The organism is Cellulosimicrobium sp. AB352 (assembly GCF_049538415.1).
GTDB lineage: Bacteria > Actinomycetota > Actinomycetes > Actinomycetales > Cellulomonadaceae > Cellulosimicrobium > Cellulosimicrobium funkei.
This window is the reverse complement of sequence record NZ_JBMVFX010000005.1, coordinates 1-19533: the sequence shown is the minus strand read 5'-3', so window position 1 is coordinate 19533 and position 19533 is coordinate 1. Positions and strand designations below refer to the sequence as shown.

Here is a 19533-nt window from a genome sequence, read left to right as displayed (position 1 = left end):
TCCCGTCCCGGTGCGGACCGGGTCGTGCACAGGCCGGGGCGGAGGGCGCGTCTCAGGCGGGCGTGCCCGCGCCCGGAGTCTCCGGGTCCTCGCGCGTCACCGAGCCCTCGCGGCCCTCCCGGCCCTCGCCGCGGTCGTCGGGCGGGAGCTGGCAGAACCGCTCGGCAACGAGCCCGACGACGGCCAGCACCACCGCGCACGCGGCGGCCACCCCGGCCGCGAGGGCCCGGTCGCGGAACGCGTCGATCGAGAGGTCGGGCAGGGCGGCGAGCACCTGCGCGCCGTACCAGCCCGTCAGGAGTGCGCCCGTCAGCGCGGCCGCCTTCGCGAGGACGAACGTGCGCGCCGCCCGGATCGCGTCGAGCGACGGACGCTTGCCCTGCTGGTACGCGCGCACGGTCCAGCCCGCCCAGAAGACGGCTGCCGCGAGCGCGAGGACGGTGACGTCCACGATCCACGGCACCGCCGGCAGGAGCGTGCCGCGGCTCTGGAGCAGGCGCACGACGAACCACCCGCCGACGGCGGTCGCGACCGCCACGAGCAGCAGGGTGCGAACAGAGGTGCGCCGCATCAGCGCTCGTCGTCGCGACCGTCGCCGGACACCGGCCCGAACGGCGGCCACGGGTCGTTCGCCGGGAGCCCCGCGTCCGCGAGCGGGCCGGGGGCGGACGCCGGTCCGCCGCCCGAGACCGGCGGGAACGGCACCGACCGGATGATGTCGTCACCGGACGACGCGGCGTCCGCGGGCGGCTGCGGGTGCGCGGGCTGCGCGACCGGCTGCTGCGGCGCCGTCGGCACGGGCTCGGGCGCGTGGACCGGCGGGAAGACCGGGTGCGCGGGTGCGCCGTGCTCGGGGAAGCGCGCCGCGTCCTGAGCCGGGGCGGGCCCGGCGTCCGGGGCGTGCCCGGCGTCGGGCGACGACGGCACGGGGTGCGACGGCGGCCGGTTCGACGGCCCGGGGAACGGGGCGACGGGGACGCCCGCGTCCTCGCGCGGGTCGAACGAGCCGTCGGGGACGATCGGCGGGGCCGCCCCCTCGGGCGCGACGCCCTCGGAGACGGGCGCGAAGACCGGCCGTGCCGGGAGCGCCTCGCTCGGCGTCACGGTCTGCGGGAGACCGGCCGGCTGCGGCACGACCGCGGGCTGCGGCGGGGCGGCCGGGGGCGCGGGCTCCGGTGCGGGCGGCTGCGGCGGCTCCGCCTGCTGGACGTGCGGCGGCTGCTGCGGGACGGGCTGCTGCGGAGCCGCGGGCTGCTGCGCGAGGGGCTCCTGCGCGAGCGGCTGCTGCGGCGCCGGGTGCGGCTCGTGCGGCGGCACGGGCTGCTGCGGTGCCGACTGCTGCGGTGCCGGGTGCTGCGGTGCCGGCGCGCCGTCGGGGGCGGGCACGCCGCCGCCGGGCGTCGCGGGACCGTCGTACGGGGCGGCGACGGGACCGGTGTGCGCCTGCTGGTAGGGGTCGGGCACGTCGACGGGCGCGGGCGGCGGCGCGGCGTCCGTGCTGCCCGTGGTGACGGGCACGGCGCCCGTCGGGTCGGGAGCAGGGTCCGTCAGCCAGTCGAGCGCGAGCCACCGGATGCCCCCGCGGTCGGGCGCGGTCGCCGCGAGGGCCGCGACGGGGCCGCCCCCGAGGCCCGGGAGCACCGCGTCCGGGTCGATCTGCGACCACGGCTCGAGCACGAACGCCCGCTCGTGCGCGCGGGGGTGCGGCAGCTCCAGGTCGTCGGCGACGGCCGTCAGCGTGCCGTAGACGATGAGGTCGACGTCGAGCGTGCGGGGGCCCCAGCGCTCGTCGCGCACCCGGCCGTGCGCCTGCTCGACCGCCTGGCACGCGTGCAGCAGGTCGCGCGCCGACAGGCGCGTGCGCGCGAGGAGGACGGTGTTGAGGTAGTCCGGCTGGTCGGGGCCACCCACGGCCTCCGTCCGGGCCAGCGGCGAGACCTCCGTGATCTCGAGACCGGAGATCCGGTCGAGGTCCGTGATCGCGTCGCGCAGCGTCTGCTGGGCGTCGCCGAGGTTCGCGCCCAGCGCGAGCACGACCTCGACGAACCCGGCGGGCACGTCGTCCATCCGGTCGTGCTCGACGGGCGCGGCCACCTCCGCGGCGTCGTGCGCCCCGCCGTGGGCCTCGTCGTGCGCCGGGGCGGGCTCGGCCGCGGCGCCGTACGGCAGCGGCTCGGCCTCGGGGGCGGCGTGCTCGACGGGCGCGGCGTCGCCGGGGACGGTCTGCTGCTCGCCCGACGGCGCGCCGGGCGCGACCGGCGGCGCGTCGTGGTGCAGCACGTGCTCGGCGGGGCCGGCCGCGGGGACCGACCCGGCGACGAGCTCGTCGCACGACGCCGCCTGCTGCGGGTGCGGTGCCGCGTCGTCGTGCGCGGGCTCGCCGCGGTCGTCGTGCGCGGGCTCCGCGTACGGCGCCTCCCCGTACGGGGCCTCGCCGTGCGGTGCCTCCGCGGGGGTCTGCTGCTCGGAGCGGTCGTCGCCGGGGACGGCGTCGTCCCGGACGGCGGGAGCCTCGCGGGTCGCGTCGAGCGCGTCCTCGGGTGACCCGGCGGCCACCGCTCCGGTCTCGGCCGCGGTGCGCGCGTCCTCGACCGGGGCACCGGCCGAGCCCGGGAGGATGCTGGGTGGCATGACCTCGGGCGCGGGGGCGAGCGGGGTCCGGTCGTCGGGCGCGGGCACGTCGCCGACGCCGTGGATGAGCGCGGGGGCCACCGACCCGACCGGGATCGGCCCGACGGGCTGCGCGTCGCGCGACTGCTCCGCACGGCGCGACAGCGGTGCGACCACGGGGACGACCACGCGGTCGCGTCGGATGACGACCTCGACGTCCTCGAACGGGACCGTGATCGGCGCCTGCGGCTTGTGCACCGCGACGTCGACGGCCACGACGTCGTCGTGCGTGAGGATCGTCGCGGCGATGCGCTCGGCGACGGTCTCGACGAGGTCGGCGGGCGACCCGGCGAGGACGGCGACGACGTCCTCGGCGACACCCGCGTAGCTGACCGTCCGGGAGAGGTCGTCCCCGCTCGCCGCGGCGCGCGTGTCCAGGTGGAGCACGACGTCGGCCCGGAAGAGCTGGCCCTGCGCCTTCTCGTGCTCGAAGACGCCGTGGTGGCCCGTCGCGCTCAGGCCCGTGAGGCGGATCCGGTCGAACGGCCGTCCGTCCGCGTCGAGGACCGCTCCTGCGAACGCTGTGGTCACGTCGTGCTCCCGTCCGGTGCTGCGTCGTCGCCCACGGGGGCGGGTCGTCGTCACCGTGTCTCGTTGCGTGTGTCGTGCTGCGCCGGGCCGCCCCGCGCCGCGGGGCCCCTCGCCCATCCTGCTAGGTCGTGGGCCGCGCCGTCGAGTCGCTCCCGGCCCTCGGTCGATCCGTCGGCTCCGCCGCGGCGCCGTCCCCGGGACCCACGACCTCGTCGCGGGCCCGGCCCCAGGCGGCGGCGACCCGCACGGCGTCGGCGGACGCCCGGACCGCGTGGACCCGCACGCACCACGCGCCCGACGCCGCGGCGAGGGTCGTGACCGCGGCGGTCGCGTCGTCGCGCAGGAGCGGCGGGACGGGCCGCCCGTCGGAGCGCGCGAGGAGGTGCCCGAGGAACCGCTTGCGGGACGCGCCCACGAGGACGGGCAGGCCCAGCGCCTCGAGCTCGCGCAGGCGCGCGAGCAGCGGCCAGTTCGACGACCCGGCCTTCGAGAAACCGAGACCCGGGTCGAGCACGACCTGCTCGCGCCGCACGCCCGCCGCGAGGAGCACGTCCACGCGCGCGGCCAGCTCGTCGCGCACGTCCGTGACGACGTCGTCGTAGTCCTCGAGGTCGTCCATGACGTCAGCGTGCCCGCGCCAGTGCATGCAGACGTAGGCGACGCCCGTGCGCGCGACGACGTCGGCCATCGCCGGGTCGGCGAGACCGCCGGAGACGTCGTTGACGAGCCGGGCGCCCGCCGCGACCGCGCGCTCCGCGACGACCGCGCGCGTCGTGTCGACGCTGACGACCGCCCCCTCGGCCGCGAGCGCGGAGATCACGGGGAGCACGCGCGCGAGCTCCGCCTCGACGGGAACCCGGCCCGCCCCGGGGCGGGTCGACTCCCCGCCGACGTCGAGGATGTCCGCGCCCTCGCCCAGCAGCTCGCGCCCGTGGGCGATCGCGGCGTCCGGCTCGAACCACTCGCCGCCGTCGGAGAACGAGTCGGGCGTGACGTTGACGACGCCCATGACGAGCGTGCGTCCGACGTCCGCGAGCTCCTCGAGCCCCGCGACCACGAACCGGTCCACGGGCCTAGCGCCCCAGGATGAGGCTCATCGCCTCGGCCCGCGTCGCGCCGTCGCGCATCTGGCCCCGCACCGCCGACGTGACGGTGCGCGCGCCGGGCTTGCGCACGCCGCGCATCGACATGCACAGGTGCTCGCACTCGACGACGACGATCGCACCGCGGGGCTTGAGGTGCTCCACGAGCGCGTCCGCGACCTGGGACGTGAGCCGCTCCTGCACCTGCGGGCGGCGCGCGTACACCTCGACGAGGCGCGCGAGCTTCGACAGGCCCGTGATGCGGCCGTCCACGTTGGGGATGTACCCCACGTGCGCGACGCCGTGGAAGGGCACGAGGTGGTGCTCGCACGTCGAGTACACCTCGATGTCCTTGACGAGCACCATCTCCTCGTGGCCGAGGTCGAAGGTCGTCGTCAGGACGTCCGCGGCCTCCTGGCGCAGGCCCGCGAAGATCTCGCGGTACGCGCGCGCCACGCGGGCCGGCGTCTCGCGCAGCCCCTCGCGGTCCGGGTCCTCGCCGACGGCGAGCAGCAGCTCGCGGACGGCGGCCTCCGCGCGGTCCTGGTCGTACGGCGGGACGTCCGCGGGGGCGCGCAGGCCCTCCGCCGACCGGGCCGGGGTGATCGCGCCCGTGCCCGCCGAGGCGCCCGTGGGGGTGCCCATCAGTCCTGCCCCGGCTCGCGCACGTCCGTGACGTCCGTGGTGGTGTCGCGGCCGAGCGCGCGGTCGAGCGGGCTGTCCGCGGGCACCTCGCCGATCCGCTCCGGGGGGAGCTCGTCGTTCGCGGCCGCGGCCTCGTCCTGCGGGATCACGGGCGCGCCGTTCTGCGCCGCCTTCTCGGCGTCGGTGAGCACGGGCCCGCGCTGGGAGACGGCCCGCTGCTCGCTCGAGAGCCAGACGTCGCGCGGGGCGCGCTTCTCGACCGGGGAGAACACGCGCGCGAGCTCGGCCTGGTTCAGCGTCTCCTTCTCGAGGAGCTCGAGCACGAGGGCGTCGAGCACGTCGCGGTACTGCGTGAGCACCTCCCACGCCTCGTCGTGCGCGGCCTCGACGAGCTTGCGGACCTCGTGGTCCACCGTGCCCGCGACCGACTCCGAGTAGTCGCGCTGGTGGCCCATGTCGCGGCCGAGGAACGGCTCGCCCGAGCCGGAGCCGAGCTTGATCGCGCCGACGCGCTCGCTCATGCCGTACTCGGTGACCATCTTGCGCGCGATCGCGGTCGCCTTCTCGATGTCGTTCGAGGCGCCCGTCGTGGGGTCGTGGAAGACGAGCTCCTCGGCGACGCGACCGCCCATCGCGTACGCGAGCTGGTCGAGCAGCTCGTTGCGCGTCGTGGAGTACTTGTCCTCGGTCGGCATGACCATCGTGTACCCGAGCGCCCGGCCGCGCGGCAGGATCGTCACCTTCGTGACGGGGTCCGTGTAGCGCATGGCCGCCGCGACGAGGGCGTGGCCGCCCTCGTGGTACGCGGTGATCTTCTGCTCCTTGACGTTCATGACGCGCGTGCGCTTCTGCGGACCGGCGATCACGCGGTCGATCGCCTCGTCGAGCGCCCGGTCGTCGATGAGCTGCGCCCCGCTGCGGGCGGTGAGGAGCGCCGCCTCGTTGAGCACGTTCGCGAGGTCGGCACCGGTGAAGCCGGGCGTGCGACGCGCGACGGCCGCCAGGTCGATCTCCGGGACGATCGGCTTGCCCGCCGCGTGCACCCGCAGGATCGCCTCGCGACCCTTGAGGTCGGGCGCCTCGACCGCGATCTGGCGGTCGAAGCGGCCCGGGCGCAGGAGCGCCGGGTCGAGGATGTCGGGGCGGTTGGTCGCGGCGATGAGGATGACGTTCGTCTTGACGTCGAAGCCGTCCATCTCCACGAGGAGCTGGTTGAGCGTCTGCTCGCGCTCGTCGTGGCCGCCGCCCATGCCGGCGCCGCGGTGGCGGCCGACGGCGTCGATCTCGTCGACGAAGATGATCGCGGGCGAGTTCTCCTTGGCCTGGTTGAACAGGTCGCGGACGCGGCTCGCGCCCACGCCGACGAACATCTCGACGAAGTCCGAGCCGGAGATCGAGTAGAACGGCACGCCCGCCTCGCCGGCGACGGCGCGGGCGAGCAGCGTCTTGCCCGTGCCGGGAGGGCCGTAGAGCAGGACGCCCTTGGGGATCTTGGCGCCGACGGCCTGGAACTTCTCGGAGTCGGAGAGGAACTCCTTGATCTCGTGGAGCTCCTCGACCGCCTCGTCGGCGCCCGCGACGTCCGCGAACGTCACCTGCGGGGTGTCCTTCGAGACGAGCTTGGCGCGCGACTTGCCGAAGCCCATGACGCGCGAGCCGCCGCCCTGCATGCGCGACAGCAGGAACCAGAACAGCACGCCGATGATGAGGAACGGGATGAGCAGCCCGAGCAGCGAGGACCAGAACGAGGGTTGCGCGACCTCGGAGTTGTACCCGTCCTTCGGCTCCGCGGCGACGACGGCGTCGACGACCGCCTCGCCCTGCGGCTGGACGTAGTAGAACTCGACGTTCTTGCCCTTGTTCTCCTCGGTGTCCGTGCCCTCGTCGGCCACGTAGTCCTCGGACAGCGTGAGACGCACGCGCTGGTCGCCGTCCACGATGAGCGCCTGCTCGACCGTGTCGCCCGAGAGCAGCTCGAGGCCCGCGGACGTGTCGATGCGCTGGACCGTGGGGCGCGACAACGTCGCGAACGCGATCCACAGGATCACGAGGCCCAGGACGATCCAGACGATCGGCCCACTGAGAATCTTCTTGATGTTCATCGGCGACGGGGCGTGCGCCCCGGATCCCTCCGCTCGCGCAAGTGTTCGGGCTCGAAACTACACTCTGGACCTTGGCGCCTGCTGGGGATCTTCCCTCTGTTCGCCCAGGGCGTGGTCCGTACTTCCTGAGCAGCTCCCTGGGCGGTCCGGGCGGGCTCGTGGCCCGCCGCCGCCCGGCTCAGCTCGAGTAGACGTGCGGCGCGAGCGTCCCGACGAACGGCAGGTTGCGGTACTTCTCCGCGTAGTCGAGGCCGTAGCCGACGACGAACTCGTTGGGGATGTCGAAGCCGACGTAGCGCACGTCGACCTCGGTCTTCGCCGCGTCGGGCTTGCGGAGCATCGCCGCGATCTCGACCGACGCCGGCCCGCGCGAGCGGAGGTTCGACAGCAGCCACGAGAGCGTGAGGCCCGAGTCGATGATGTCCTCGACGATGAGCACGTTGCGGCCGGTGAGGTCGGCGTCGAGGTCCTTGAGGATGCGCACGACGCCCGACGACTTGGTGCCCGAGCCGTACGACGACACGGCCATCCAGTCCATCTCGACGTGGCTGTGCAGGCGGCGCGCCAGGTCCGCCATGACCATGACGGCGCCCTTGAGCACGCCGACGAGCAGGAGGTCCTTGCCCGCGTAGTCACGGTCGATCTGCGCGGCGATCTCGTCGAGCCGCGCACCGAGCTGGTCCTCGGTGAGCAGGATGTTCTCGAGGTCGCCTGCGACGTCCGATGCTTCCACGGGGGTCACTCCTGAGCTGGGGGGAGGGGGGAGGTGCCGGCCCGGCGCGTTGGTCCCGGGCCCAGGGAAAGCCTGCCACACGCGCGCGACGCCCTGCGGTCGCCCGGGAGGTGCACCGGGCCTTGGCCGCGCCACGCGGTGACGAGCGCGTCGAGCGCGTCGACGTGGACGGCGAACAGGTCGCTCCCCGGGCACCCCACGCGCAGCGCCGCGGACCGCAGCGCCCGACGCCGCAGCGCCGGGTGCGCGGCGGCGAGCGGGCCGACGTCGAGCACGACCGTCGCGCGGGGCGACGCTCCCCCGCCGCGGCCGGGGGCCGCGCCGGGGCCGGGGTCCGCGCCGGAGGCGGGGTCCGCGCCGGGTGGGACGAGCGCCGCGGCGAGGAGGTCGGCCGCGAGCGCGTCGAGGAGGTCGGCGTCGTCCCGCAGGAGGTCGGCGCTGCGCGCGAGCGCCGGCACCGCGCCCGGGCCGAGGACCTCGACGAGCGCCGGCACGACCCGTCCGCGGACCTGCGAGCGCAGCGGCGGGCCCGTGTTCGTGGGGTCGTCCCACCAGTCGAGCCCGAGCGTGCGGCACACCGCCTCGGTCTGCGTGCGCCGCAGGGCGAGGAACGGGCGCCGGTACGCCCCGCGCCGCGGCGCCATGCCGGCGAGCGAGCGCGCCCCCGCCCCGCGGGCGAGGCCGAGCAGCACCGTCTCGGCCTGGTCGTCGAGCGTGTGGCCCAGGAGCACCGCGCCGGCGCCGTGGGCCGCCGCGGCGTCGTCGAGCGCGGCGTACCGGGCCGTCCGGGCGTGGGCCTCCGGGCCGTCGCCCGCCGTCGGGACGACGACGCGGCGCACCTCCACCGGGTCGAGCCCCAGGTCGCGGCACCGCTCGGCGGCGGCCGCCGCGACGGCGGCGCTGCCGTCCTGGAGCCCGTGGTCCACGACGACGGCGCCCGCCCGCAGCCCGAGGCGCGGCGCCACGAACGCCGTGGCGGCCGCGAGTGCCGTCGAGTCGGCGCCGCCGGAGCAGGCGACGAGCACCGTCGCCCCTGCGGGAAGGTCCGCGAGCGCGCCGCGCACGGCGTGGCGCGCGGCGGCGACGACCGGCGCCGGCCCGCCCACGGCTCAGCCGTGCACGCGGCGCACCCAGGCGCGCGCGTCGGCGATCTCGCGGGCCGTGGGCAGGTTCTCCGGGGACGCCCAGACGGCGTTGAAGCCGTCGCGCCCGACGTCCTTCTCGACCGCGCGGACGAACGCCGCCCCGTCGCGGTACTGGGCGATCTTGGCGTCCATGCCGAGCAGGCGCCGCAGCACGACGTCGAGGCCGGAGCTGCCCTCGCCGTCGCGCCGCGCGTCGAACTTGCGCCGGATGCTGCGCACGGTGCGCACGGTGCGGGGCCCGACGGCGTCCATGGCGACGTCCGCGTGGCCTTCCAGGAGCGCCATGACGGCCGTGACGTCGGCGAGCCGGTCCTGCTCCTCGGGCGTGAGGAGGCCGTCGAGGAGGGTCGTGCCCTCGCCGCGCACCGCGTGCAGGACGGCGCGCCCCACGGCGACGAGCTTGTCGCGCAGGCGGGCCTCGGCGAGGCGTCGCGACGACGCGGAGAGCTCGGTGAGGAGGTCGCCCGCGCGCGTGCGCAGGTGGTCCGCGAGCCACGGCGCCGCCGCGAACTGGAGGGCGTGCGTCTGCTCGTGCAGGCACACCCAGAGGCGGAAGTCGGCGGGCCGCAGGTCGAGCGCGCGCTCCACCTGGAGCACGTTGGGCGCGACGAGCACGAGCCGGCCGGGGCCCGCCCCCGCGGCGGCCTGCCCGCTGTACGGGTCGAACTGGCCGAGGACGCGGCTCGAGAGGACCGCAAGGACCGACCCGACCTGCGCGGCGCCGACGAGGGCGGTCGCCTGTGGCACGCGCCCGCTCTCCCCCACGAGCGCCTCGGTGACGCCCGTGGTGAGCGACGCCATGATCTCTGTGTTGGCGCGCGCCCAGCGGGGCCGGTCCACGACGTGCACCGTGCCCAGCGTCTCCGGGGTCCCCGCGACGGGCGTCATGCGGGTCACGTCGAGCACGTGCGGGACGGCCTCGCCCGCCGCGGTGCGCAGCCCCTCGACGAGGTCGGCCAGCTCGGCGCGCGACGCCTGGGGCCCCGGGCGCGCGAGGCGCCCGGCGATCTGCGCGGCGGCGGACCAGTCGACGACCGACCGGTCGCCGCGCGACGGGCCGTGGGGTCGGCCGTCCTGCTCGACGAGAGTCACCGGCCCACGGTAACCCGCTCGCCCGGCCGACGGGTTCGAGCACGCCCGGAGGATATACTCTCGGGATATACGACGGGAGGTCGGCATGGTGCGCACGACGGTGTTCCGCAGCAACCGGACGCAGGCGGTCCGGCTGCCCAAGGCGGTCGCGCTGCCCGACGACGTCCGGGAGGTGGACGTCCGGGCCGTCGGCCGGTCACGGGTCATCACCCCGGCCGGCTTCGGGTGGGACGAGTGGTTCGAGCACGGCCTACGCGCCGGTCCCGGGTTCCTCGCCGAGCGCGACCAGGGCACCGCGGACGAGCGCGAGGCCCTGTGAGCACCCTCTACCTGCTGGACACGAACGTGCTCGTCGCCCTCCTCCGCGGGCACGGCGCGGCCGCGCGGCCGAGGCTGCGCGAGGCAGAGGGGCGCGTCGCGGTCTCGACCGTGAGCGAGATGGAGCTGGAGTACGGCGTGGAGCGCTCGCAGGACCCGGCCCGCAACCGTCAGGCGGTCGACGAGCTGCTGTCGCTCGTCGACGTGCTGCCCTTCGACAGCCTGGCGGCGATGCACGCCGGCAGGGTCCGCGCCGTCCTCGCGGCCCGCGGCACCCCTGTCGACCCGTACGACGCGCTCCTCGCCGGGCACGCCCGGTCGCTCGGGCTCGTGCTGGTGACGAACGACGTCCGCGAGTTCTCCCGCGTGCCCGGCCTGGAGGTCGAGGACTGGCTGGCGGACGCGACGCACGGCCCCTGAACCGGGAGCCCTCCCCCAGACGTGGCGCGGCCCGTCAGGCGCTGCAGCCGCACTCCGCGAGCGACGCGACGAAGTCGTCGAGGATCAGGCGCGCGCCGTAGGTGCCGCCGTCCGGGACGGCGTCGGCCATGAGGGAGAACACGAGGAGGCGGTCGTCCGCGGTGACGACCGTCCCGGCGAGCGACGTGACGTTCGGCAGGCTGCCGGTCTTCGCGCGCACGACGCCGCGGCCCGCGTTGGCGAGGTAGCGCTCGTCGAGCGTCCCGGACAGCCCCGCGACGGGCAGGCCCACCGCGCCGGGCCGCAGCCGCGGGTGCGCAGGGTCGGCCAGGAGGCCCACGACCTCGTCGAGCTGTGCGGGCGTGACGACGGAGCCGTCGCCGAGCCCGGACAGGTCCGCGAGCGTCGCGCCCGCGAGGTCGACGCCGAGGCCCTCGACCGCCGCCCGCACGGCCTGGGTCGCGCCGGCACCCGAGCCGGGCAGGCCCGCGTCGAGCGCGACGACCCGGCCGACGACCTCGGTGATCGTGTTGTCCGAGTGCTGGAGCAGGTACGCGACGACGTCGCCGAGCGGGGCGGACTCCACCTCGCCCACCGTGCGCCCCTCGCTCGGCGCCGGGGCTCGCACGACGTCCCCGGAGACGGTGACGCCCTCCTGCGCGAGCGCGGCCACGAACGCCTCGGCTGCGGCGAGGGCCGGGTCCTCGGCGCGCGGCGCGTACTCCTCGTCGGTGAGGCGCGCGATGTTCACCGCGAGCGCCGCGACGGGCGCGACGTAGCCGTTGCGCACGCTGGCCGGGTCGACGGTCGGGGCGACCGCGGGCCCGGTGAACAGCGTGTCGTCGAGGCGCAGCGAGATCGTCGTGCGTCCCGTCAGCCGCAGCTCGCCCGCGACCTGCGCGGCCAGGTCGCCGAGCCCGGCCCGGCCGTTGACCGCCGTCGGGTCCCCGGCACCGGCCGCGAGCATCATGTCGCCCCCGCCCACGAGGTACACCGTCTCCTGCCCCTCGAGGACGGCTCGGGTGGGCAGCGTGGTGTGCGCTCCCGGCGAGGTGAGCGCCGCCGCGGCGGTGAACGTCTTGAGGGTCGACGCCGGGACGTGCCCCACGCTCTCGCCGGCAGCGCCCAGCACCTCGCCCGTCACCGCGTCGGTCACGAGGACGCCCACGCGCGGGCCGAGCCGCGTGTCCGCGACGAGCCCGTCCACGAGCGTCTGCACCGCGCCGGTCGCGGGGACGGGCGCCGCGTCGTCGAGCGCCGGCAGCTCCACCTCGAGCGGCGGCGCGGCGGCCGCGCCCGGCGCCTGCGGGAACGGCGGCGGCTCCGGGACGGGCGGCTCGAGCGTCAGCACGCCGGGGACGACGTCGTACGCGTCCGCCACGGCGTACCCGCCCGCGAGCGCGAGCACCACGCCGACGGCCACGCCCGTGCGCGTCGCCCAGCCCATACCTCTCCCTCGGTCCGCCCCGGTCACCGGGGCGCGTCGTCCGCCCGCCCGTCCCGACCGGTCGCCGGTCGTCCGACCCACCCCCGGGGCGGCGGGCACGTGCGCATTATCACTCACGGCGTCGCCCGCCCAGGGCCGTACGGACTCTTGTGGGCGGACGTCCCGTGTCACACTAGTTCCCGCACGACGGCGTCGTCCGTCGATCATCCGACACCAGCCACCGCCCGAGCGCCGCGGTGCCGGTACGACTGGAGGAAGCAGTGGAGTTCGACGTCACGATCGAGATCCCCAAGGGGCAGCGCAACAAGTACGAGGTGGACCACGCGACCGGTCGCATCCGCCTCGACCGCATGCTCTTCACCTCGACCCGCTACCCCGACGACTACGGGTTCATCGAGGGGACGCTCGGCGAGGACGGCGACCCGCTGGACGCCCTCGTGCTGCTCGAGGAGCCCACGTTCCCGGGCTGCCTGATCCGCTGCCGCGCGCTCGGCATGTTCCGCATGCGCGACGAGGCCGGCGGCGACGACAAGGTGCTGTGCGTCCCGACGGGCGACCAGCGTGCCGCGTGGCGCCAGGACATCGACGACGTGTCCGACTTCCACCGCCTGGAGATCCAGCACTTCTTCGAGGTCTACAAGGACCTCGAGCCCGGCAAGTCCGTCGAGGGCGCCCACTGGGTCGGCCGCGCCGACGCCGAGGCCGAGATCGAGCGCTCCCTGCAGCGCGCCATCGACTCCGGGTACCACACGCCGGGCCACTGACCGGCTCGTCCCCCCGTACGACGGCGGCCGCCCACCTCACGAGGTGGGCGGCCGCCGTCGTGCGTCGGGCTACGGTCGGCCCGCGTACGGCATCGCGTCGGCCCAGCGCATCGCGACCTCGTGCACGGGGCTGCCGGGCTGCCGCGCCTCGATCATCATCCCGCCGCCGGTGTACATCGCGACGTGGCGGATGGTCGACGGGTTCGACGTGTCGTTGGCGTAGAAGATGAGGTCGCCCGGGCGGAGGCGGTCGTAGGAGATCTTCTGCACGCGCTGGTACTGCGAGCGCGACGTCCGGGTGATGTCGACGCCCGCGGCGGCCCACGCGCGGGACGTGAGGCCCGAGCAGTCGTAGCCCGGCCCGGTGCCGCCGAACACGTACGGCGCGCCGATCTTCGTGCGCGCCCACGCGACGGCGGCCTGGCCCTGGGCGCCGTTCCCCACGCCCGTGCCGGGCGGCGGCGTGACGACGGGCGGCGGGGCAGGAGTGGGCTGAGGCGCCGGAGCCGGGGCAGGCGCTGGGGCCGGAGCCGGGGCGGGAGCGGGAGCGGGAGCCGGTGCGGGGGCAGGAGCCGGAGCCGGGTTCGGCGCGGCCGGGGCGGACGGCGCGGCCGGGGCGGACGGCGCGGCCGGGGCGGACGGCGCCGCCGCCGGCGTCCCCGCAGCGGGCGGTGCGACCCGCTCCCGGGCCGCGCTCTCGCGCGCGCTCGCGGCCTGCGCGTCGAGCGCGTCCTGGCGCTCCCGCTCGACGTCGACGCTCGTGGTCCGGGCCTGCGCGAGCTCGGCGAGCAGCGTCTCCCGGCGTGCCGCCGACTCCTGCACGGCCTCGTCGAGCGCCCCGGAGGAGACCTGGGCGGCGGCGAGCGCGTCGCGCGCGCGGTCCTCGACCTCGGCCTGGTGCGCGAGCGCCGCGTCGGCCCGCGCGCGGGCCGTGCCGGCGACGGCGCGCGCCGTCGCGTGCGTCTCGACCGCACGTCCGGCGGTGCGGCCCGCGACGCGCTCGGCGTTCTCGCGCGCGACGACCTGCTCGACGCCGTCCGCGTCCAGGACCGTCCGCAGGGCGTCGAGCTCCGTCGAGCCCTGGCGTGACGCGCGGAAGAGGGCACCGACGGAGGCCCGCGCGTCGGACTCGCCCGACCGGGCCGTCGCGAGCGCCGCCTGGGCGTCGCGCACCTCGGCGTCGGCGGCCTCGAGCTCGCCCTGCGCCGCGGCGTACTCCTCCGCCGCCGTCTCGACGGCCGCGACCGCGGACGCGTGCCGGTCGCGCAGCGCCGCGAGCTCGCGCTCGACCGTCGCGACGTCCCGTGACGCGCCGTCGGCGGCCTCGCGCGCGGCGCGCACGTCGTCGTCCGACGGCGCGGACGACGCGGTCGGCGCGAGGCCCACGCCGAGCGCGAGCACGAGCGCTCCGGCGGCCCCCGCCGCGGCGACGCGACGGCGCGGCGCGCTCCGGGTCACGCGGTTCATCAACCCCTCCTCGGCGTGTCTCGTTGACAGCACTCGCACGAGTCTGCCCGGAACGTCCGCTCCGCGCGATCCGAGCAGCCGGGGCCTTCTCAGAATGTGGTCTCGAATGGTGAGAAGGGCCTACCGGGTCGCCGACGACGCGCCTAGCCTCAGCCTCATGTCCCGTCGAATGTGTCGCTGACCCGAGCGCACGTTCGCCTGCCCGCGAGCCGTCGTCGACGACGCCCTCGCCGCGGCATCCCGTCCCGCGTGCGCCTCTCGCCGCGGTCGACGACCCCGTCCCCGCCGCACCCGCCCCGGTGCACCCGCACGCCGCCGTCCCACCCCACCCGCAGGAGAGCAACCATGAGCACCGACACCGCCCCCGCCTGGTCCTTCGAGACGCGCCAGGTCCACGCCGGCCAGACCGCCGACCCGACGACCGGCGCCCGCGCGCTCCCGATCTACCAGACCACGTCGTTCGTCTTCCCGGACGCCTCAGTCGCGGCCGACCGGTTCGCGCTCAAGGACCTCGGCCCGATCTACACGCGCATCGGCAACCCGACGCAGGAGGTCGTGGAGAACCGCATCGCCTCGCTCGAGGGCGGCGTCGGCGCGCTGCTCCTCGCGTCCGGGCAGGCCGCGACGACGTTCGCGATCCTCAACGTCGCCGAGGCGGGCGACCACGTCGTCGCCTCCCCGAGCCTGTACGGCGGCACCTACAACCTCCTGCAGTACTCGCTCGCCAAGCTCGGGGTCGAGACGACGTTCGTCGCCGACCCGCACGACCCGCAGGCCTGGCGCGACGCCGTGCGCCCGAACACCAAGCTGTTCTTCGGCGAGACGATCCCGAACCCGCAGGCCGACGTCCTCGACATCGAGGCCGTCGCGGCGGTCGCGCACGAGGTCGGTGTCCCGCTGATCGTCGACAACACGGTCGCCACGCCCTACCTGCTGCGCCCGCTCGAGCACGGGGCGGACGTCGTCGTGCACTCCGCGACGAAGTACCTCGGCGGCCACGGCTCCGCGATCGGCGGCGTGATCGTCGACGGCGGCACGTTCGACTACGCGGCGCACCCGGAGCGGTTCCCGAACTACAACACGCCCGACCCCTCGTACAACGGTCTCGTCTACGCGCGCGACCTCGGCGTGGGCGGCATCCTCGGTGCCAACCTCGCGTACGTGCTCAAGGCGCGCGTCCAGCTCCTGCGCGACCTGGGCTCGGCGATCTCGCCCTTCAACGCGTTCCTCATCGCGCAGGGCATCGAGACGCTGTCGCTGCGCGTCGAGCGCCACGTCGCCAACGCGCAGAAGGTCGCCGAGTGGCTCGAGGCGCGCGACGACGTCCGGACCGTCCACTACGCGGGCCTGCCCTCGAGCCCGTGGCACGCGAACGCGCAGAAGTACCTGCCGCGCGGCGCGGGCGCGGTCCTTGCGTTCGAGCTCGACGGCGGCAGCGACGCCGGGCAGGCGTTCGTCTCCGCGCTGCAGCTCCACTCGAACGTGGCGAACATCGGCGACGTCCGGTCGCTCGTCATCCACCCGGCGTCGACGACGCACGCCCAGCTCAGCCCCGAGGAGCAGGCGAAGTCCGGCGTGACGCCGGGCCTGGTCCGCCTCGCGGTCGGCATCGAGCACGTCGACGACATCCTCGCCGACCTCGAGCTCGGGTTCACCGCCGCCAAGTCGGCGCTGGGCTCCTGACCGGCCGACGACGGGCGCGACGATGACGGATCTGGACAGCCGGGGCGCCCTGGGCGCCCCGGCCGTACAGTGGCCGACGGTGACTCCGGTGAACGACGAGCTCCTCTCCCCCGCCCCCGACGCCCGCTCCGGCGCGCGGCCGGGCGACTCGTCGACGCACGGCGTGGCGCCGTCGCGCGCGCGGGTGAAGGCCCCGGTCCCGGCGACCGGGGCGTGGCGCGAGGGCGACCCGGCGGGCCGGCGACGCTTCGCCGACGTCGGCACGTTCGACCTCGAGTCCGGCGCCCGCCTGCCCGACGTCCGGGTCGCGTACGAGACGTGGGGCACGCTCGCGCCCGACGGGTCGAACGCCGTCCTCGTGCTGCACGCCCTCACCGGCGACTCGCACGTGAGCGGCCCCGCCGGCCCGGGGCACGTCACCGCGGGCTGGTGGGAGTCGCTCGTCGGGCCCGGCGCCCCGATCGACACCGACCGCTGGTTCGTCGTCGCGCCCAACGTGCTCGGCGGCTGCCAGGGCACCACCGGACCGGCGTCGACCGCGCCCGACGGCCGCCCGTGGGGCAGCCGGTTCCCGCGCGTCACGACGCGCGACCAGGTCGCGGTCGAGATCGAGCTCGCCCGGACGCTCGGCATCTCGTCGTGGGCGTTCGTCGTCGGCGCCTCGATGGGCGGGCACCGCGTGCTGGAGTGGGCGCTCCTCGGGCCCGAGGCGGGGGTCGACGTCGTCTCGCTCGCCGCGATCGCGACCGCCGCCCAGACCACGGGCGACCAGATCGCCTGGGCCCACCCGCAGCTCGGCGCCGTCCGCGCGGACCCGGGCTTCCGCGGCGGCGACTACTACGACGCCGCGGACGGCGACGGCCCGCACGTCGGGCTCGGCATCGCGCGGCAGATCGCGCACGCCACCTACCGGTCCGCGCGCGAGCTCGACGACCGCTTCGGCCGGCTGCCGCAGGGCGGCGAGGACCCGTTCACCGACGGCCGCTACGCCGTGCAGTCCTACCTCGACCACCACGGGGACAAGCTCGCGCGGCGGTTCGACGCGAACTCGTACGTCGTGCTCACCGAGTCGATGCTCACGCACGACCTCGGGCGCGACCGCGGCGGCGTCGAGGCGGCGCTCGCGCAGATCACCGCGCACGCGCTCGTCGTCGCCGTCGACACCGACCGGCTGTTCCTCCCCGCCGACTGCGCGCGCATCGCCGCCGGCATCCCCGGCGCCGAGCCCCTGCGGACGCTCACGAGCGACTTCGGGCACGACGGCTTCCTCATCGAGTTCGACCAGCTCGGACCGATCGTCGCCGACTTCCTCGGCGAGCGGGCGCGCGTGCGCGACTGACGCGCTCGCCGTCGGGGCAGGTCCTGGGGGGATCCTCCCGGGCGGGCCCCGTGGTCGGAGCACGGGCCGGACCGTAGGTTGGTCCCATGCTCGCCGCCTACGCCGACCGCACCGACCCCGACGACCCCCTGGCCGGCCTCGTCGTCGGGGACCGCCCCGAGCCCGCGTCCCGTGAGCACTGGACCACGGTCGACGTGCGCGCCGCGTCGCTCAACCACCATGATCTCTGGTCGCTGCGCGGCGTCGGGCTGCCCGCCGACCGCCTGCCCATGATCCTCGGGACCGACGCCGCGGGCGTCGCCCCCGACGGCTCCGAGGTCGTCGTGCACGCGGTCGTCGGCGCGGACGGGCACGGCGTCGGGCCCACCGAGCGTCGATCCCTGCTGTCCGAGCGGTACCCCGGCACCCTCGCGGAGCGCGTCGCCGTCCCGAGCCACAACCTCGTCCCCAAGCCGCCCGAGCTGACCTTCGTCGAGGCCGCGTGCGTCCCGACGGCGTGGCTCACCGCCTATCGCATGCTGTTCACCGCCGGTGGCGCCGCCCCCGGCGACCGTGTCCTCGTGCAGGGCGCGGGCGGCGGGGTCGCGACGGCGGCCGTCGCCCTCGGCGCCGCCGCGGGGCTCGAGACCTGGGTGACGTCTCGCTCCGCGGCGAAGCGCGCCGGAGCGGCCCGCCTCGGGGCGGCGGCGACGTTCGAACCCGGCGCCCGCCTGCCCGCGCCCGTCGACGTCGTCGTCGAGACGGTCGGGCAGGCCACGTGGAACCACTCGCTGCGGTCCGTGCGGCCGGGCGGCACCGTCGTCGTGGCGGGCGCGACGAGCGGCGACGCGTCGCCCGCCGAGCTCACGCGCGTGTTCTTCCACGAGATCCGCGTGCAGGGCGTGACCATGGGCTCGCGCGACGACCTCGCCGCGCTCCTGCGGTTCCTCGCACGGAGCGAGGTGCGCCCCGTCGTCGACCAGGTGCTCCCCCTCGCCCGCGCGCGCGACGGCCTCGCGCGGCTCGCGGCCGGCGACCACTTCGGCAAGGTGGTGCTCACGCCGTGACGTCCCCGGCCTGGGCCCCCGACGTGCTCGGGGCGGAGTTCGAGCAGCGCACCGTCGAGCTGGAGCCCGACGACGAGGGCGACGTCGTCGTCACGGTCGTCCGGCACGTCCCGCCCACGGAGGAGCCCCTGCGCCCCGCGCGCGCGGTGCTCTACCTGCACGGCTGGAGCGACTACTTCTTCCAGACCGAGCTCGCCCAGACCTGGCACGGCCTCGGCGCCGCGTTCTACGCCGTCGACCTGCGCAAGTACGGTCGCAGCCTGCGTCCGCACCAGACCCCCGGGTACGCGGACCACCTCGAGGAGTACGACGCCGACATCGCCGCCGCGCTTGACGTCGTGCGGGAGGACCTCGGGGCGCACGTCGCGATCATGCTCATGGGGCACTCGACCGGCGGTCTCGTCGCGGCGCTGTGGGCGCACCGGCACCCCGGCGTCGTGCGCGGCCTGGTGCTCAACAGCCCGTGGCTGGAGCTGCAGGGGTCGTCCGTGGCGCGGACCGTCTCCGGTCCCGCGATCCGTCAGCTCGCCCGCTTCCAGCCCCGTGCCCCGCTCCCCAACGTCGATCCCGGCTACTACGCCCGGACGCTGCGGGACCGGGAGGACGGCACGTGGACCATCGACGACGCGTGGCGTCCGGTCCCGTCGTTCCCCGTCCGCGCGGGATGGCTGCGCGCGATCATCTCGGGCCACGCGCGCGTCGCCGCCGGCCTGGCGATCGACTGCCCCGTGCTGGTGCTCCTCGCCGAGAGGTCGCTGTTCAGCACGCGATGGACGGAGGACATGCGCGCCGCCGACATCGTGCTCGACGTCGAGCCGCTCGCCCGCCGGGCCTCGCACCTGGGGCGCGTCGTCACCCTGGTCCGTATCCCCGGCGGCATGCACGACCTGTCGCTCTCGGCGCCGGAACCCCGGGCACGCTTCTTCGCGGAGATCGTCCGCTGGTCGGCCGCGTACGGCTGGTCCTGAGGGCTCCTCGGCCGCTCTCGCGTCCCGGTCCCGCCATCCGTGGGGCCGACGACGCCCCCGGACGTACCGGCACCGGTTCGT

At 76.0% G+C, this 19533-nt stretch carries 17 protein-coding genes; 7 read left to right on the top strand and 10 right to left on the bottom strand.

From position 1 onward, the window contains the following. Window positions 1–52: 52 nt before the first annotated feature. From ACPCUX_RS04970 to ACPCUX_RS04935, 8 genes are all read right to left on the bottom strand, one after another. Window positions 53–571 (bottom strand): DUF3180 domain-containing protein, encoded by a 519-nt coding sequence (locus ACPCUX_RS04970; protein WP_021483259.1) that lies wholly within the window; start codon window positions 569–571, stop codon window positions 53–55. Continuing rightward, window positions 571–3201 (bottom strand): 2-amino-4-hydroxy-6-hydroxymethyldihydropteridine diphosphokinase, encoded by a 2631-nt coding sequence (gene folK, locus ACPCUX_RS04965; protein ID WP_423388267.1) that lies wholly within the window; start codon window positions 3199–3201, stop codon window positions 571–573. The genes ACPCUX_RS04970 and folK overlap by 1 nt, the downstream gene beginning before the upstream one ends. A gap of 121 nt (window positions 3202–3322) precedes the next feature. Next, window positions 3323–4210: a dihydropteroate synthase gene (folP, locus tag ACPCUX_RS04960; RefSeq protein ID WP_082774821.1), complete on the bottom strand. Its 888-nt coding sequence runs from the start codon at window positions 4208–4210 to the stop codon at window positions 3323–3325. Between the two features lie 64 nt (window positions 4211–4274). Next, window positions 4275–4928 carry a GTP cyclohydrolase I FolE gene (folE, locus tag ACPCUX_RS04955; RefSeq protein WP_051876749.1) on the bottom strand — a complete coding sequence of 218 codons (654 nt, stop codon included), beginning with the start codon at window positions 4926–4928 and terminating at the stop codon, window positions 4275–4277. Beyond that, the gene (gene ftsH / locus ACPCUX_RS04950) at window positions 4928–7030 is read right to left on the bottom strand and encodes an ATP-dependent zinc metalloprotease FtsH (RefSeq protein WP_043659730.1); all 2103 of its coding nucleotides are present in this window, start codon (window positions 7028–7030) and stop codon (window positions 4928–4930) included. The genes folE and ftsH overlap by 1 nt, the downstream gene beginning before the upstream one ends. Window positions 7031–7208: 178 nt before the next feature. Next, window positions 7209–7763: a hypoxanthine phosphoribosyltransferase gene (gene hpt, locus ACPCUX_RS04945; protein WP_021479810.1), complete on the bottom strand. Its 555-nt coding sequence runs from the start codon at window positions 7761–7763 to the stop codon at window positions 7209–7211. A 5-nt stretch (window positions 7764–7768) separates the two neighbouring features. Further along, window positions 7769–8869: a tRNA lysidine(34) synthetase TilS gene (gene tilS, locus ACPCUX_RS04940; RefSeq protein ID WP_391515932.1), complete on the bottom strand. Its 1101-nt coding sequence runs from the start codon at window positions 8867–8869 to the stop codon at window positions 7769–7771. 3 nt (window positions 8870–8872) lie between these two features. Beyond that, window positions 8873–10000 carry a zinc-dependent metalloprotease gene (locus tag ACPCUX_RS04935; protein ID WP_232322706.1) on the bottom strand — a complete coding sequence of 376 codons (1128 nt, stop codon included), beginning with the start codon at window positions 9998–10000 and terminating at the stop codon, window positions 8873–8875. Window positions 10001–10085: 85 nt separating this feature from the next. On the opposite strand from ACPCUX_RS04935, the gene vapB reads away from it, so the two are divergent. Beyond that, window positions 10086–10319 carry a type II toxin-antitoxin system VapB family antitoxin gene (gene vapB, locus ACPCUX_RS04930; protein WP_043659681.1) on the top strand — a complete coding sequence of 78 codons (234 nt, stop codon included), beginning with the start codon at window positions 10086–10088 and terminating at the stop codon, window positions 10317–10319. Further along, window positions 10316–10738 carry a type II toxin-antitoxin system VapC family toxin gene (locus ACPCUX_RS04925; protein WP_396052720.1) on the top strand — a complete coding sequence of 141 codons (423 nt, stop codon included), beginning with the start codon at window positions 10316–10318 and terminating at the stop codon, window positions 10736–10738. The genes vapB and ACPCUX_RS04925 overlap by 4 nt, the downstream gene beginning before the upstream one ends. 34 nt (window positions 10739–10772) lie before the next feature. Here ACPCUX_RS04925 and dacB read toward each other — a convergent pair whose 3' ends face one another. Continuing rightward, window positions 10773–12185, bottom strand: coding sequence for a D-alanyl-D-alanine carboxypeptidase/D-alanyl-D-alanine endopeptidase (gene dacB, locus ACPCUX_RS04920; RefSeq protein ID WP_423388266.1), 1413 nt, complete (start codon window positions 12183–12185; stop codon window positions 10773–10775). 260 nt (window positions 12186–12445) lie between these two features. Here dacB and ACPCUX_RS04915 point away from each other — a divergent pair, with 260 nt between their 5' ends. Continuing rightward, complete coding sequence (locus ACPCUX_RS04915) at window positions 12446–12949, top strand: inorganic diphosphatase (RefSeq protein WP_034655165.1); 504 nt, start codon at window positions 12446–12448, stop codon at window positions 12947–12949. A gap of 69 nt (window positions 12950–13018) precedes the next feature. Here ACPCUX_RS04915 and ACPCUX_RS04910 read toward each other — a convergent pair whose 3' ends face one another. Next, window positions 13019–14416, bottom strand: coding sequence for an NlpC/P60 family protein (locus tag ACPCUX_RS04910; RefSeq protein ID WP_423388265.1), 1398 nt, complete (start codon window positions 14414–14416; stop codon window positions 13019–13021). A 345-nt stretch (window positions 14417–14761) separates the two neighbouring features. On the opposite strand from ACPCUX_RS04910, the gene ACPCUX_RS04905 reads away from it, so the two are divergent. The 4 genes from ACPCUX_RS04905 to ACPCUX_RS04890 all read left to right on the top strand — a co-directional run bounded on the left by ACPCUX_RS04905 (window position 14762) and on the right by ACPCUX_RS04890 (window position 19452). Then, window positions 14762–16099 carry a bifunctional o-acetylhomoserine/o-acetylserine sulfhydrylase gene (locus ACPCUX_RS04905; RefSeq protein WP_086150990.1) on the top strand — a complete coding sequence of 446 codons (1338 nt, stop codon included), beginning with the start codon at window positions 14762–14764 and terminating at the stop codon, window positions 16097–16099. An 88-nt stretch (window positions 16100–16187) separates the two neighbouring features. Further along, window positions 16188–17438, top strand: coding sequence for a homoserine O-acetyltransferase MetX (gene metX, locus ACPCUX_RS04900; RefSeq protein WP_423388264.1), 1251 nt, complete (start codon window positions 16188–16190; stop codon window positions 17436–17438). Between the two features lie 86 nt (window positions 17439–17524). Next, a complete protein-coding gene (locus ACPCUX_RS04895; protein WP_423388263.1) occupies window positions 17525–18484 on the top strand; it encodes a zinc-binding dehydrogenase in 960 nt (319 codons plus the stop codon). Next, on the top strand, window positions 18481–19452 hold the full coding sequence (locus ACPCUX_RS04890; protein ID WP_396052729.1) for an alpha/beta hydrolase: 972 nt from the start codon (window positions 18481–18483) through the stop codon (window positions 19450–19452). Before ACPCUX_RS04895 ends, ACPCUX_RS04890 begins: the two co-directional genes overlap by 4 nt. Window positions 19453–19533: the final 81 nt, after the last annotated feature.

Bases quoted from the DNA above. Each gene is read 5' to 3' on its own strand.
- ACPCUX_RS04895 (WP_423388263.1), top strand. From the start codon at position 17,525: ATGCTCGCCGCCTACGCCGACCGCACCGACCCCGACGACCCCCTGGCC.
- vapB (WP_043659681.1), top strand. From the start codon at position 10,086: ATGGTGCGCACGACGGTGTTCCGCAGCAACCGGACGCAGGCGGTCCGG.
- ACPCUX_RS04910 (WP_423388265.1), bottom strand. From the start codon at position 14,416: ATGAACCGCGTGACCCGGAGCGCGCCGCGCCGTCGCGTCGCCGCGGCG.
- ACPCUX_RS04970 (WP_021483259.1), bottom strand. From the start codon at position 571: ATGCGGCGCACCTCTGTTCGCACCCTGCTGCTCGTGGCGGTCGCGACC.
- folE (WP_051876749.1), bottom strand. From the start codon at position 4,928: ATGGGCACCCCCACGGGCGCCTCGGCGGGCACGGGCGCGATCACCCCG.
- ftsH (WP_043659730.1), bottom strand. From the start codon at position 7,030: ATGAACATCAAGAAGATTCTCAGTGGGCCGATCGTCTGGATCGTCCTG.
- folP (WP_082774821.1), bottom strand. From the start codon at position 4,210: ATGGGCGTCGTCAACGTCACGCCCGACTCGTTCTCCGACGGCGGCGAG.
- ACPCUX_RS04905 (WP_086150990.1), top strand. From the start codon at position 14,762: ATGAGCACCGACACCGCCCCCGCCTGGTCCTTCGAGACGCGCCAGGTC.
- dacB (WP_423388266.1), bottom strand. From the start codon at position 12,185: ATGGGCTGGGCGACGCGCACGGGCGTGGCCGTCGGCGTGGTGCTCGCG.